This is a genomic window from Streptomyces sp. NPDC000983, assembly GCF_040299205.1.
Taxonomy (GTDB): Bacteria; Actinomycetota; Actinomycetes; order Streptomycetales; family Streptomycetaceae; genus Streptomyces.
Map to the genome: position 1 here is coordinate 17,649 of NZ_JBEPBM010000059.1, position 13,029 is coordinate 30,677.

10 protein-coding genes are annotated in these 13,029 nt (G+C 70.6%); 4 read left to right on the top strand and 6 right to left on the bottom strand.

The window, feature by feature from the left end:
* The first annotated feature begins 254 nt into the window (after positions 1 to 254).
* Together ABT296_RS35575 and ABT296_RS35580 are read left to right on the top strand one after the other, a co-directional pair.
* Complete coding sequence (locus tag ABT296_RS35575) at positions 255 to 989, top strand: dienelactone hydrolase family protein (protein WP_351933766.1); 735 nt, start codon at positions 255 to 257, stop codon at positions 987 to 989.
* A 145-nt stretch (positions 990 to 1,134) separates the two neighbouring features.
* Entirely contained in the window at positions 1,135 to 1,866 is a 732-nt protein-coding gene (locus ABT296_RS35580) for a DUF6193 family natural product biosynthesis protein (protein ID WP_351933750.1), read from the top strand.
* Between the two features lie 126 nt (positions 1,867 to 1,992).
* Here the strand turns inward: ABT296_RS35580 and ABT296_RS35585 are convergent, their stop codons facing one another.
* The 3 genes from ABT296_RS35585 to ABT296_RS35595 all read right to left on the bottom strand — a co-directional run bounded on the left by ABT296_RS35585 (position 1,993) and on the right by ABT296_RS35595 (position 4,962).
* Positions 1,993 to 3,288: an MFS transporter gene (locus tag ABT296_RS35585; RefSeq protein WP_351933752.1), complete on the bottom strand. Its 1,296-nt coding sequence runs from the start codon at positions 3,286 to 3,288 to the stop codon at positions 1,993 to 1,995.
* Complete coding sequence (locus tag ABT296_RS35590; RefSeq protein WP_351933754.1) at positions 3,285 to 3,821, bottom strand: helix-turn-helix domain-containing protein; 537 nt, start codon at positions 3,819 to 3,821, stop codon at positions 3,285 to 3,287. Before ABT296_RS35590 ends, ABT296_RS35585 begins: the two co-directional genes overlap by 4 nt.
* 199 nt (positions 3,822 to 4,020) lie before the next feature.
* Complete coding sequence (locus ABT296_RS35595; RefSeq protein WP_351933756.1) at positions 4,021 to 4,962, bottom strand: virginiamycin B lyase family protein; 942 nt, start codon at positions 4,960 to 4,962, stop codon at positions 4,021 to 4,023.
* 309 nt (positions 4,963 to 5,271) lie between these two features.
* Between ABT296_RS35595 and ABT296_RS35600 the strand changes: the two genes are divergently transcribed.
* Positions 5,272 to 7,773: a WD40 repeat domain-containing protein gene (locus ABT296_RS35600; RefSeq protein WP_351933758.1), complete on the top strand. Its 2,502-nt coding sequence runs from the start codon at positions 5,272 to 5,274 to the stop codon at positions 7,771 to 7,773.
* Between the two features lie 96 nt (positions 7,774 to 7,869).
* Here the strand turns inward: ABT296_RS35600 and ABT296_RS35605 are convergent, their stop codons facing one another.
* Positions 7,870 to 8,622, bottom strand: coding sequence for a hypothetical protein (locus ABT296_RS35605; RefSeq protein ID WP_351933760.1), 753 nt, complete (start codon positions 8,620 to 8,622; stop codon positions 7,870 to 7,872).
* Between the two features lie 448 nt (positions 8,623 to 9,070).
* On the opposite strand from ABT296_RS35605, the gene ABT296_RS35610 reads away from it, so the two are divergent.
* Positions 9,071 to 10,273, top strand: a complete 1,203-nt coding sequence (locus ABT296_RS35610) for a serpin family protein (RefSeq protein WP_351933768.1) — start codon at positions 9,071 to 9,073, stop codon at positions 10,271 to 10,273.
* Between the two features lie 142 nt (positions 10,274 to 10,415).
* Here the strand turns inward: ABT296_RS35610 and ABT296_RS35615 are convergent, their stop codons facing one another.
* A complete protein-coding gene (locus ABT296_RS35615) occupies positions 10,416 to 11,417 on the bottom strand; it encodes an LAETG motif-containing sortase-dependent surface protein (protein WP_351933762.1) in 1,002 nt (333 codons plus the stop codon).
* 413 nt (positions 11,418 to 11,830) lie between these two features.
* On the bottom strand, positions 11,831 to 12,430 hold the full coding sequence (locus ABT296_RS35620) for a hypothetical protein (RefSeq protein ID WP_351933764.1): 600 nt from the start codon (positions 12,428 to 12,430) through the stop codon (positions 11,831 to 11,833).
* Between the last annotated feature and the right edge of the window lie 599 nt (positions 12,431 to 13,029).

The following is a 13,029-nucleotide window of genomic DNA, read 5'->3' on the forward strand; positions in this document are numbered from 1 at the left end:
TCCCCCGGGCACCCCGCGCCCGGATCAAGGCATGGAGCGTCGTGCCACGGTGCTCGGGGACCGGTACGGAGCCTGCGCGAAAAACCGTTGGCGCAGCCACGGCGGCCAGTGCTACGTTCCGCATGCCGTGGAAGAGTAACGAGGAGGTGGTACCCGTGAACGCAGTATCGACATGGGTGCTCTCCTCCGGGGTCACGGTCGGGCGATAGGTCGTCCGGGAGCGCCGTTCAGTGGCACTCCCGAAAGGCACGACCATGCACTTCACCTCCGAACAACGCCTCGACGACGGCGTCCTCGAGCGCGCGTTCACCCTCGGCGAGATCCCCGGCATTCTGTGGACGCCCGCGTCCGCAGCCGCACCCGCGCCGCTGATCCTGCTCGGCCACCCTCCACTCGGGCTGCGCAGGATGTACCCCCGTCTGGTGGACCGGGCCCGGCACGCTGCGGCGGACGGCTTCGCCACGGCCACCATCGAACTCCCCGGAAGCGGCGACCGGCCCCGCTGGCCCGCAGCCGAGCAGGCCCGCGCCGATCTGCGCCGGGCGCTGGAGGCCGGCGAGCCGGTGAGCGACGAGATCGTCGACGCCCTGATCCTCCCGCTGGTCGACAAGGCGGTCCCGGAATGGCAGGCCGCCCTGGACGCCCTGCTCGCGCTGCCCGAAGTCGGCGGCCCGGTCGGGTACTCGGGGGGAGTGATTTCCATCGGGACCCGGCTGGCGGTGGTCGAGCCGCGCATCTCGGCCGCCGTCCTGTTCGCGGGGAGTTTCGTGCCTCGTGCCATGTTCGATCAGGCCCGGCAGGTCACCATTCCGCTGCACGTCCTGCTGCAGTGGGACGACGAAGGCAACGACCGGCAGGCCGCCCTGGAGTTGTTCGACGCCTTCGGCTCCAAGGAGAAGACGCTGCACGCCAACATGGGCGGGCACACCGGCGTCCCGCAGTTCGCGGGGGACGCTGCGGCCCAGTTCTTCGCCCGACACCTGAAGTGACGCCGGGCGGTGAGGCCGTCGGAGTGTGATGCCTTTGACTTCCCGGCCCGGGGAACGAAGGACAGTCCGGCTCACAGGCCGACGGCCTCGCTGCGTTCTCTGATCGCCGTTCCCTTCCACCCCCTGGCGACGGCAGACTGTGGAGGTGGACGCTGACCTCTACCCTGATCTGGCTGCTGCGGGCAGCCTGGCCGCAGCGCTGGAACAGTTGGCGGCGGAACTCGGTGCCGATCTCACCGTGATGCCCGCCGTTGGGAGCCCCCTCGTTTCGGCGGGCATCGCCTCGTCCGTCCCGGAGCGCAAGCCGCTGTCCGTTCACCTGGGGGCGGAGAGTCGTTGGTTCGGTGTATCGGGCTGGAGCCGCGGCGTCGAACTCATCACCGGAGCCACGCCCGAGCTGGCGGATGTCGTCAGGGCCGGAGCGGCGTGGGGGCAGGGCAGGAACCTGCGGGAGCTGCGGGCGGAGCTGTCGTTTCTGCGCTTCAGCAAGCGCGCCGAGGCTCACGAACGCGGGCCGGCCGCGGTGGTGGAGCTGCAGTGGCGCACCATGCGGGAGCAGGCGGCCGAGGAGCCGGATTTCGCCGGGTTCGGCGAACTCGTGGAAGCGGCGTACGCACAGCCGCGGCTGCGACAGCTCTATGTGTTCTCCAGCCACTGGACGCTCGGCTTCAGCTCCTGCACCGGATACCCGTTCCGGCTCGAGGCGGCCCTTGTCCCGGCACGCAGTGGCAGCGCCTTCCGTGTGGAGAGGCATCCGTTCTCCGGTGACGTCCTCGGCGAGGCTGCCACAGCCGAGGAAGCCGTCGCCCTGGCCGTGCGTCACCTCCGCACCGATCCGGGTCCGGCCGTCGCGGGAACCGCCGAACAAGAGGGGTGACGAGCCACGTCATTGACCGTCACCGGTCCCATGGCCAGTTGGTTTCCCATCAGTGGCCGATCCGCCTTCCCGTCGCGCCCTGCGGGAGCCTGGCCCCGGTTTGTCGTCGTGCCCTCGTGGCGGGCTTCACAACAGGTCGGGTGCCTTCTCCTGGGCGGGTTCCTCGGATGCCGGGTGATCTGGAGTGCCGGTCGGGGCGGCGGCGCGCAGAGCCGCTTCGACCCGGCGGTTGCTGGTCATGGATGCCGTGACGGCCGTCATCGCCAGGAGGAGGACGGCGGCGGCGTAGAGCGGGCTGCGGACGCCGTACGTGGTGGCCAGCCAGCCGCCGAGGAAGGCCCCGAAGGGGGCGGCGCACATGGCCAGCATGCGGGAGGTGGAGGCGACCCGGCCCATGAGGTGGGGCGGGACGATCGCCTGACGGAGGGAGGGCCCGAGCACCATCGTGGCGCCCATGCCTGCCCCGCAGACGGCGAGCGCAAGTCCGGCCGCGTACGGGTTCGGGGCGGCGGCAAGGCCCAGGATGGCGAGCCCTTCGACGGCGGCCGTGCAGGTCAGTGCGGTGCCGGTACCGAGTCGCCGGCCAAGGTAGGAGGCGATGCCCGCACCGAACAGGCCGCCGGTGGCTTCCGCCGTCAGAAGCAGGCCGAAGCCGTAGGTGTCGATGCCGAGGCGCTCGTGCGCGAAGAGGGCGAGGACGGTTTCCACGGCGAGGAAGGCGACGTTCCCGACTGCTGGGCGGAGCGCGAGCCCGAGGAGCAGCCGGTCGCGGAATACGTACGAGGCCCCGGCTCGCGCCTGCCGGAGCAGTGACTCGCGGATCTCCGGCACGGGCCGGGGCACGGCGGGAAGTGACCGTACGAGTAGTGCGGAGACCATGAACGACAGCGCGTCGGCGAGCAGCGGGACCGCCCGCCCGAGCGCGAGCAGGGCACTGCCCGCGGGCGGTCCCGCGAAGCCGGACATGGCGGTCTGGGTACCGCGCAGGCGGGAGTTGGCGCGCTCCAGGAGTGCGGGTTCGCGGCCGAGCAGATCCGGGAGGTAGGCCGTGGCGGCGGTGTCGAAGAAGAGTCCGCCGAGGCCGAGCAGGAAGGCGACGGCCGCGAGCAGCTGAATACTCAGCACGTCGAGCGCGGCCGCTGCCGCCGGTATCGCGAGCAGCACCGCACGCACCGCGTCGGTCACCCACATCGTGCGCCGGCGGTCCCAGCGGTCCACCAGCGCACCGCCGAGGACGCCGAAGAGCAGCCATGGCAGTGTGCCGGCGGCCGTGACGACGGCGAGCGCCATGGGGTCCCGTGTCAACGTCAACGCGAGCAGCGGCAGTGCGGCGTGCGACACCCCGTCGCCGAGTGAGGACACCGTCTGCGCAGTCCACAGCCGTCCGAATCCGGTCGGCAACTTCGTTGCGTCCGAGGTCACTTGGCGCCCCCCTCGGCCTGCTCGCGCGGTTCAGGGTGGAAGAGTGCGAAGACGAGGGAGGCGTCCGGCAGCGACGGATCGGACAGCTCCCGGTACTCGTCCGCCAGTGCCTGAAGCCGCGCCCCCAGCTGTGCGAACTGCTCATCGGTGAGGCGCAGATGCGCCATCCGTACGTGCCGGCCGTCCGCCGGTGACGACTCCAGGTCCGCCACCGCATGGCGCATCAGCACATCCGGCCCTCCCCGGCCGGGATCCGGCAGCTCGATCGACCGTGCGGCCATTGCGTAGTACCGCTCGGTGACACCCCGCACCTTCCGCGTCCGCACCACCTTCACCAGGCCGGCCCGCTCCAGCAGCCGTACGTGGTAGCTGGAACTCCCCTTCGCGAGGCCCAAACGGTCGGCGATCTGCGTGATCGTCGTCGGCTCGAAGCGGAGCACGGCCATGATCCGGTGGCGCGTGAGATTGGAGACGGCGCGCAGTTGTTCGTCCGTGGTGACGTGAAACGTCTCGGGAAGGTCGTCGGTAGGCATGCGAGCAATGGTCAACAATCCTTGACCATTGGGCAAGGGATTTTCCGCGGACCTTCGGATTCCGTATGGTCCGCGCGCGGGTGACTCGTGTGATCCGCCGGATGAATGCGGGGGTTGAGGGTGCTCCACCAGGGCCGCAGCGCACTGTTGCAGGACCTTGCCGCTCGGCGCGTCGCCGTGAAAAGGCGCCTCGCCCCTGTCAGTCCTGCCCGTATCCCGGGCTGTCCGGGGCCGGGGGGAAGGCCAGACCGGTCGGGGTGTTGAGGCCCGTGAAGCCGAGTGTCACCTGTCCTCCTCCTGCCTCGCGGACGCGCACCACGCGGTTGTTGAACCCGTCGGCCACGTACAGGTGACCGTTGCCGTCGAGGGCGAGTCCGAGCGGGGAGTTCAGTCCGGTGACGGGAACGGTGCTCTGCCGCCCGCTTGCGGTGGCCACCTTCACCACGCGGTTGTTGCCGCTGTCGGCGACGTACAGGTCGCCGCCGGCGCCGAGTGCCAGCCCGGTCGGCTGGGAGAGGCCCGTCGTGGGCACGGTCTGCCGGCCGCCTCCGTCCACCGCGACCCTGACGACCCGGTCGTTGACGAAGTCGGAGACGTACAGATGCCCGTCGGGTGCCCAGGCCAGCCCCCACGGGTGCAGCAGTCCCTGTGTGGCGAGCACGGTCCGGCCCCCGCCGTCGGCGGCCACCTTCACGATCCGGTCGTTGAAGCTGTCGGCGATGTACAGGTTCCCGGCCGGGTCGACCGCGAGCCCCAGCGGGCGCGACAGATCGCCCGCCGCCACGACCGACTGCTCCCCGCCGTCCGGAGGCAGGACGACGACCCGGTTGTTGCCGGTGTCGGAGACGTAGAGCCGGCCGGCGGCGTCCCAGGTCATGCCGGTCGGACGCACCAGACCGTCGACAGGGACGGTGACCTGTTCACCGTTGGACAGCGTCAGCACCCGGTTGCCGCCGTAGTCGGACACGTACGGGGCCGGGCCGACCGGCGTGCCGGCGTCACCGGCCCGGACGGCGTCCGTCGCCCCGGCGGGCAGCGCGCAGAGCAGGACCAGGCCCACGGCGGCGGCCAGCCGCCGGGACCACCTCCGGGTCGGCCCGAGGCCGCCATTCGTCGCCGATCCGGCCGTCATCCGTTCCATGACTCACCCGCCTGTGTGCTCCGACGGCCGGCCCCGTGCCGTGCCCCCGCCGACCCTAGGAAGCGCCGCGGGCCGGTGCGGTAGCCACGCCACCGGGCCGTTCCCCCGCCACCCCAATGCCCCTGGAACACATCGGTCGGGAGGCGCCACGCCGTGGCCCGGCGCGCTCTGGCCGTATCGGAGCGAGCGCAGCACTGCAGGCCGTTGGTGTCAGTGGCCGTCTGTAGCATCCGTGGCCAGGCTAGCGACCCGACCACCCGCTTGCGGGGAGGGCCGGGCTCGTGAACGGGCTGCGAGGAGCGTGTGGCAATGACGAACAGTGGCGAGGTCGGCCGGCTGACGCTGGATGCGGACGACGAGGCCGCCTTGCTGCGGCCGTTGGGGTTCGCCGAGGGCGCGGGTCTGCCCCTTGCCCTGTGGGCGGATCTGGCACGCGCCCTGTCGGGCCACCCGTGGACGGCTCAGGACGTGAGCAGGTACCGGAACCAGGCGGGTGAACTCCTGGTCGAGACGCAGACCCGGGCGGGCGCGGCCTACCGGTTGCGTGCACCGGGAGACCGGTCGGACGAGCGGCGGACACAACAGGCAATCACCAGCGCCTTGCTGGCCGCAGTGCCTGTCAACGGGGCCGACGGGCGCCCCGACTGGCCGGCTGCCGCGCCGTACATCGTCGACCACCTCGCAGCCCATGCCGCCGAAGCCGGTGTCCTGGATGAACTCCTGGAAGACGCCGAGTACTTGGTGCACGCCGCCCCGCGAGGACTGCTCCGCGCCGTCAACATCCCCGGCTCGGCCCAGGGGCGGGTGCGGCGGAGCATTTACCGGGCATCCGTTCACCTCCACGCCACCGCGGGCCTGCCCGAAAGGCGGGACATCCTCGCCGTCGACGCCGCACGCCATGGCGAGACCGGCCTTGCCGGGGAACTGTCCCGAGGCCGCCCCTGGAGTCCGCGCTGGGCGACCGGCTCGATGGTCCATCCCGCGCTGCGCTTCACCCGTACCGGACTGGGCGTGGATGCCGCCGCGTGCACCGTCATCGACGGGCGCCCCCACGCGGTGACCGGCTGCTACGACTCCAGCGTCCGCGTGTGGGACATGACCGACGGTACGGAACGCCTGGTCATCACCGAGGACGACGGGGTCTACGCACTGGACTGCACCGAGATCGACGGGCGCCCCCATGTAGTCACCGGAACCTGCTCCGGCGGCCTGCGGGTGTGGGACCTGGACACCGGCGCCGAGCGGTTCGCCCTCAAGGGGCACAAGGGCTGGATACGGGCGGTGGGCTGCACGGTGATCGACGGCCGGCCGCACGCGGTGACCGCGGGAGAGGACTGTCTGGTCCGAGTGTGGGACCTGGTCGACGGCTCGGAACGAGCGCGGATGCCCGGCCACACCGACGAGGTACGCGCGGTGGCCTTTGCCGAGGTCACCGGCCGGTCCGTGGCCGTGACCGGGGGCTATGACGACACGGTCAGGCTGTGGGACCTGGAAGACGGGGTCGAGAGGGCCGTGCTCACCGGTCACACGTCCGCCGTGTACTCCGTGTCGTGCACGGTCATCGACGGCATCCCCCACGCCGTCACCGGGAGCGGCGGGGAGCGGACGGCACGGGTGTGGTGCCTGACCGACGGCTCGGAGCGCGCCGCGCTGGGCGGGCACACCTCGTGGATGTCCGCCGTGCGCTGCGTCGACCTCGGCGGACGCCCCCACGTACTGACCGCCGGTGACGACTGCACGGTTCGCGTGTGGGACCTGACCGAGAACACCGAACGCGCCGTCCTCGCCGGACACCAGGGCTATCCGGACGTGCTGGCCTGTACGGAGATCGACGGGCGCCCGTACGCCGTGAGCGGCGGCCATTCCTCGAGCCCCCGCGTATGGGACCTGAATGACATCACCCTGCCCGTGGCACGCAGGGGCCACACCGGAACCGTGCAGGGTGCGGGCCTCGTCACGATCGACGGACGTCCACACGCCGTCACCGGAGGCGACACCACCGTACGGGTCTGGGACCTGGCCGACGGGACGGAACGACGCACCCTTTCCCACGGCCACCGTGTGGAGGCGCTGGCCTGCACGACGGTCGACGGCAGTCCCTGCGCCGCTGTCGGAGGCTGCTGCGGCGCCGCCAGGGTCTGGGACCTCGCCGCGGGTACCGAACGCCGCAACCTCCCCGGCCCGGACCACCAGGTGCAGACCGTGGCATGGACAGACGTCAAAGGCCGTCCCCACGCGGTCACCTCCGACTCGGACCGCACCGTACGCGTGTGGAGCCTCGACGAAGACTCCGAGCACCCGCTTCTCACCGACCGCACCCGGTCGGCGGTGCGGGCCATGGAGTCCGTCACCGTCGACGGCCACCCCCACCTCCTCACCGGCGGCGAAGACGGCGCGCTGCGGCTGTGGAAGCTCACCGGGAAGAGCCGACGCATCAGTTCCACCATCCACACAGGGCACTACTGGATACGGGCACTCGCCATCACTGCCCTGGACGGCCGTCCGCACGCGCTGACCGTGGGCGGGAACGACACCGCCGTACAGCTGTGGGATCTGGCTGACGGCAGCCTGCGGTCCACACTTGCGCAACACCGGTCAGCAGTCGTGGCAGTGACCTGCACGACGCGGGATGACCGAACGGAAGCCGTCACCTTGGACAGCAGCGGTGCCCTCCACGTCTGGGATCTCGCCACTGCCCGGCTCCGGGAGCGGATCGCGCTGCCGGCGCGGGCCCAGTGCGTGACCGTCGTCGGCCCGGACCTCGTCATCGGCATGGGCGACGACATAGTGGTCCTTGACCGCAACCTCTGAGGCATGCACGGGCGGAAGGGAGGCGGTGGTTGCCAGGACCCCGTACGGGTCCCAGCCACCCCGGACCGGTGACGAGGAGCGTTCGGCCGTGCTGGTTCACGCCACCTCCGGAGGATCGTCGCTCGGGCGGGGCTGAGACAGTTCCGTGAAGCCGGGCGGCACGCCGGTGTCCTCCAGGGGGTGCCAGGTGTTGCCTGCTTGGGCGGTGAGGACGATCAGACCCGCCACGAAGACGAGGAAGGCCAGCACGAACGCGCCCTGCGCGACGTACGGGTCGTCGGGAGCGGAACCGCGCAGCAGGAGAAAGATGTGCACGGCCGGCGCTGCCGCACCGAGGCCGTAGGCCCACACAGCCGCCTGCACGGTCGTGGTGGCCGGATGGCGTCGGGTGGCGGGAGCGTGGACGAAGAGCTCCTTGAGATGCGTGCGCACGGCGGTCTGGAAGTCGGGGTCGCGGCCCACGTCTCCGGTGCGCATCTCACTGGGGATGATCCTGGATCGGTCGATGTAACGGAACGCGGCCGCCGTGACCGGGTGGGCCGGTTCGGCCGCGTCCGGGGCCATCTTGATGACGGCGTCGTCGATCAGACCGTCCTGTCGCAGCAGGCGGACGGCCACCTCGGCCGCCCGGTAGGAGTTGCGTTCCAGATCGCTGGGCTGGTGGTCGGTGGAGCACAGCCGTTGGCCCGCGCCCAACAGATCCGCGTGGTAGACGTCGAGCCCCGGCCAGGCCCGCACCTGCCGCACTCCTCGGGCCTCGACCGAGCGCCGCCACAACCGGATCAGCCACATCGCGACGTTCACGGCCACCAGCGAGACCAGGCAGGTCGTCAGTATCCCCATCCCCATGGCACGACGATCGGGGAGGCCGCGCACCGCCCGCAAGAGCCGTGGCCGCTCGCGGACCAGCCCGGAACGAACCTGCTGCATCCGAAAGCAGACCGGTACGACGCCCAGGCCGAGCCCCGCGTCACACTCACCGGCGCCGTCTCGGCCGGCGGCGCATTCGTCGCCAGCGAGCGCGACGGTGACGCCTCCGGCACCAGCTGGCTGACCCGCCGAGCTGCACGGACCAGTGGCGAGGAGATCTCGCGCTGAGAAGAAGGCCCGTTCGTATACGCGGCATTCAGCGGTACTGGGTCAGGGGTCGTAGACCCTCGGCGGGACTCTCGACACCTTTCACCCCTGCACCTTGGCTGATTCGACAGTCGAGGATCATAGGATTCCGGCGCCGCAGGGCGACGTCGCTCGAACCACGAGCGGGCGCGTCCTGGGCACGCCAGATGTTGGGGGAGCAATGGGAGTCACGGCGGCGACGGTCCGCGCGGTGAACGCGTTGACCGCGCGGTGGGCGGGTGCGTCGAAGGACGGTACGGCGTTCTCGGCGGCGGGAGTGTGGCCGTTGCTGGCGCACCTGGCCGACGGTGCCGGGGGTGCGGCGCGGTCCGAACTGTCGGATGCTCTCGGGCTTCCCGCCGGGCAAGCCAGGGACGCCGCACGGGAGTTGCTCGCCACGATGGGCGCCATGCGGGGCCTGGACATGGCCCTGGGGTTGTGGACGAAGCGCACGCTGGAGCTGAGGCAGGAGTGGGCGGCGAGCCTGGCGGCCGACGTCCACGGGGTACTCACCGGGGACCCTGCGGACGATGGACGGGCGCTGGATGCCTGGACGGCGAAGCAGACCGGCGGGCTGATCGACCGTATGCCGATCGCGTTGACCGAGGGCACGCAGCTGGTGCTGGCGAGCGCGCTGACCATGCGCACGCAGTGGCTGAGCCCTTTCCAAGAGGTGGAACTGGAAACGGCGTACGAGCCCTGGTCCACCAGTCCACGGCTGGGGCTGAGGCGCTCCAGTGCGGTGCTGGACCGGGTCGGGGTGGCGGACACGCCCGGCGGATACGTCACCGAGCTGAAGGTGCTCGGGAACAACGCCCTGGACGTGCATCTGCTGCTCGGCGAAGAGGACATGAAGCCGGGGCAAGTGCTGGGAGCAGGCGTCGACCTCCTTGCCGGCCGGTACGCGGTCGTACCGGGGCCGCGGCTGCCGTTCGGGAACGTGGGCCCCGGTCTGCGGGTGGAGAAGGTGCGCTGCACACGGCCCGAGCCGCCGTCGCTGGATGTGACGACCGTGGCGTACCACACGAACGCGAGCCACGATCTACTGAAGCTGCACGAGTTGTTCGGGCTCACGACGGCACAGGACGCCTCGCGCGGACACTTCCCTGGCATCAGCGGCTTCCCGCTCGCCATCAGTTCGGCGAAGCAGAACACCATGGCGAAGTTCGACGCGCTGGGTTTCGAGGCCGCCGCGGTGACGGCGTTCGGTGCACTCGCCGGGGGCCTGCCCGACCTCCGCTACGTCACCACCAGGATCAGCGCCGCCTTCGACCGTCCCTTCGGCTTCCTCGCCCTGCATCGCCACACGCGCCTCGTGCTGACAGCCGGCTGGGTGACGGATCCGATGCCGTGCCCAGAGCCTGACTGGGAGGACGAGCGGTGAGCGGGCTCCTGTCCTCTGCCCCCGCAACGGATCTCCAGCGCAGGTTGTAGCCCTTGTCGGTTGTGGGGTGCGTTCGGCGCGCTGAGGGTGCCGTTGCCGGGGATGCCGACGGTGCCGCTTGCTTGTGCAGAGTGGCCGAGACTTACGCCTCGGCTCGCGCCCGGCGTTTCATCGTGAAGACCACGCCGGTGCCGGCGAGCACCGCGATGCCGCCGATGGTGGCGATGACCGGCAGGTTCGAGTCCGAACCGGTTTCGGCGAGTTCACCGTCGGCGTCGACCTGGTGGACCTCGGTGATCTCGCTCTTGCCACCGGTCTGGGGCTTGGCGTCGTCCGGCTCGCCCGCGTCGGTACCGGCGGGCAGGATCTCGAAGTAGTAGAGGCCGTAGTTCTCGTCCTCGGCGGTCCAGCACGCCTCGTCGTCGGTGTACTGGGCGAGACCGATGCCGATGCCGATCCCCCTCGGGACGTAGTGGCTGATGCTCACCCGAAGGTCCCAGCTGATCGACTGGCCGCCTTCGAGGTCGAACCAGTTGACCGTGCCGCCCTCACCGAGCTGGGTGACGAGGTCGACCCAGCGGTCGCCGGCCCTGACCTGCACGGTGACGAGGTCGCTGTAATCGTGCTCCAGCTCCGCGTCCCGCGCGACAGCGTCGATGTGAGGCAGGATGTCCTCGATCGTCCGGTCGCCGGAGTTGCTGACCTCGAAGGTGAAGTTCGTCCAGCCGCTGCCGGCCACGACCGTCTCGGGCAGACCCTTGAGCGAGCTGTGCAGCGACTCGCTGACGTCGCGGATCGGGTCACCGTCCTCGTCCACCGGGCACTCCTTGACGACCTCGTCGCCGCCCTCCTCGTCCTCCGACTCCTCGCCGGACGGGGTGCTCCCGGTCGGCGCCGGGGAGCTCTCGCCCGTGGCGGGGCTGCTCTCCTCTGCGGCCGGGGAGGACTCGGCGGGCGCGGGCGAGGTCTGCCCGGCGGCCGGGCCCGACTCGGTCTGCGACGGTGTGGTCTCGAGGGTGCTCTCCGTCGCGGACGGCGACGGCGAGACGTCGTCCGTGGCGAAGGCGGCGGAGGTGGACAGCAGCGCGATCGGTGCTGTGGCGGCCGTCATGGCCGCGGCGGCCAGGGCACGACGAAGCTTCATGAAGACCTCAAGGGATACGGCGTGCACGGATGTCGCCCGGCGCACGATGTCGGTGAGGCCTCCGCGAGGGGGCGCGGACGTGGCCTTTGGTGTACCTGGTTTGATTCGCGAGCCCCGCAGATGGTTGCGGTCGAACGAACGGGCCCATGTGTGATGCACATCACACGGCCGGTTCTCTTTTGTGGAGTGGATTCGCATGATCTCCGAAGCGTTGCAGGCTCAGGGTGCGAGAGCTGCGGCGAATGCCTGAGCCGGGTCGTCGGCCCAGCGCCTGGCGAGATCGGCCCAGGCGGCCGGCGTCCACGCCCTCGGCGCCCCCTGCTCATCTCCGCCACCACTCGGGCCCTGGCCCTGCCCGGTTCGGATGGCGCAACGTGAACGGTTCGACAGGGAATCGGCGATGACGCGAGAACTCAGTGATCGTCGAGCAGGTCCGCTTCCTCGTCCGTGATCCCGGCGAAGCAGCCGTCCTGCGTGGCCATCGCGGTTGCGTAGCCGGACGACGAGAACGGGTAGTGCCGTGCGTGGAGCGTCCAGCCCTGCTTCTTGTACGTGGCGATGAAGGCCGCTTCTCCGTGCTCCATCGGCACCTCGTCATCGGTGCCGAGCGCCCAGCCGCGCTGCACCAGGTGCGCGAGGACGACGTCCAGCTGTCGTCGCAGCTGCCCGGGCTCGAACTCGCGGCTTGAGGTATCGCCAGGACCCATGGACCACGACACGATGCAGGGCGACAAGCGCGCCGCCAGGGCGACCCGCTCGCGTTCCGCCTTCGTGGCTCCTTGAGTGGGCGATACCACGCGCTGCACCTCCGTCTCCCCTTCGGGCAGCCCGGCGACCGCGACAGCCGCCTCCAGGTCTGCCCGCACACGCCGCTGGTCGAAAGGCGCCGCGGAGGCGACGGATGCCGACGACTCCGACGGGCCGGAGGGCCCAGTGGCGCCGGAGCCCGTCACGAGGGCCGCTCCGACGGCGATAATGAGGAGCTGCCTGGCTCCGGCCGCGCTGCTACGCATGTGCACTTCTCTCGATGCGGCCACCTTGGAACTCTGTGCAGGTCCGGTCGGCTTTCGATGGTTCGGACCGGGATCTTCGCACAGGCTTGCGGCGGCGTGCAGGGCGGGTCGCTGCGGTGTCCAGTACCCGCGCTGGGTCTCGCTGCCACAGGGGCCGGTTACCACAAGGACTCGGGGCGGGGCGGGTCGGGCGGGACACTGATGCCGAGGCGTTCGCGGGCGACGGTGAGCGCGAAGCAGGCGAAGTCTTTGCCGTGGTCGACGACAGTGCCAGCAGCAGCGTCGCGTCCACGGCCTTCGTCTGCGGGCCTCGGCTGACGGTGCCTGTGAGCTCTGGCATGATGAGCGCCATGACGCAGACCCGAAAGGCCGATGGCGCGTAAGCCGCCCGGTGCCATCCGCGCTCAGCGATGGCAAGTTCGCAGCAGCATCCGTCCCGTCCGCCAGATTCCGGGCATTCCCCGTCGGACTCAGTCGGCCATCAATCAGATCGAAGCCCGGTATCTAGTAGGGCTTGGTCAGCTTCACTTCTGAGTGGCGTGTCTGTTGGGCTGTTGGTGTCGTTGTGATGGTGTGACACCTGGGGAGATGGCCGAGGT

Excerpts from the sequence above, each read along its gene's own strand:
- ABT296_RS35575 (WP_351933766.1), top strand. The coding sequence starts at position 255 with ATGCACTTCACCTCCGAACAACGCCTCGACGACGGCGTCCTCGAGCGC.
- ABT296_RS35590 (WP_351933754.1), bottom strand. The coding sequence starts at position 3,821 with ATGCCTACCGACGACCTTCCCGAGACGTTTCACGTCACCACGGACGAA.
- ABT296_RS35595 (WP_351933756.1), bottom strand. The coding sequence starts at position 4,962 with ATGGAACGGATGACGGCCGGATCGGCGACGAATGGCGGCCTCGGGCCG.
- ABT296_RS35600 (WP_351933758.1), top strand. The coding sequence starts at position 5,272 with ATGACGAACAGTGGCGAGGTCGGCCGGCTGACGCTGGATGCGGACGAC.
- ABT296_RS35605 (WP_351933760.1), bottom strand. The coding sequence starts at position 8,622 with ATGGGGATGGGGATACTGACGACCTGCCTGGTCTCGCTGGTGGCCGTG.
- ABT296_RS35610 (WP_351933768.1), top strand. The coding sequence starts at position 9,071 with ATGGGAGTCACGGCGGCGACGGTCCGCGCGGTGAACGCGTTGACCGCG.
- ABT296_RS35615 (WP_351933762.1), bottom strand. The coding sequence starts at position 11,417 with ATGAAGCTTCGTCGTGCCCTGGCCGCCGCGGCCATGACGGCCGCCACA.
- ABT296_RS35620 (WP_351933764.1), bottom strand. The coding sequence starts at position 12,430 with ATGCGTAGCAGCGCGGCCGGAGCCAGGCAGCTCCTCATTATCGCCGTC.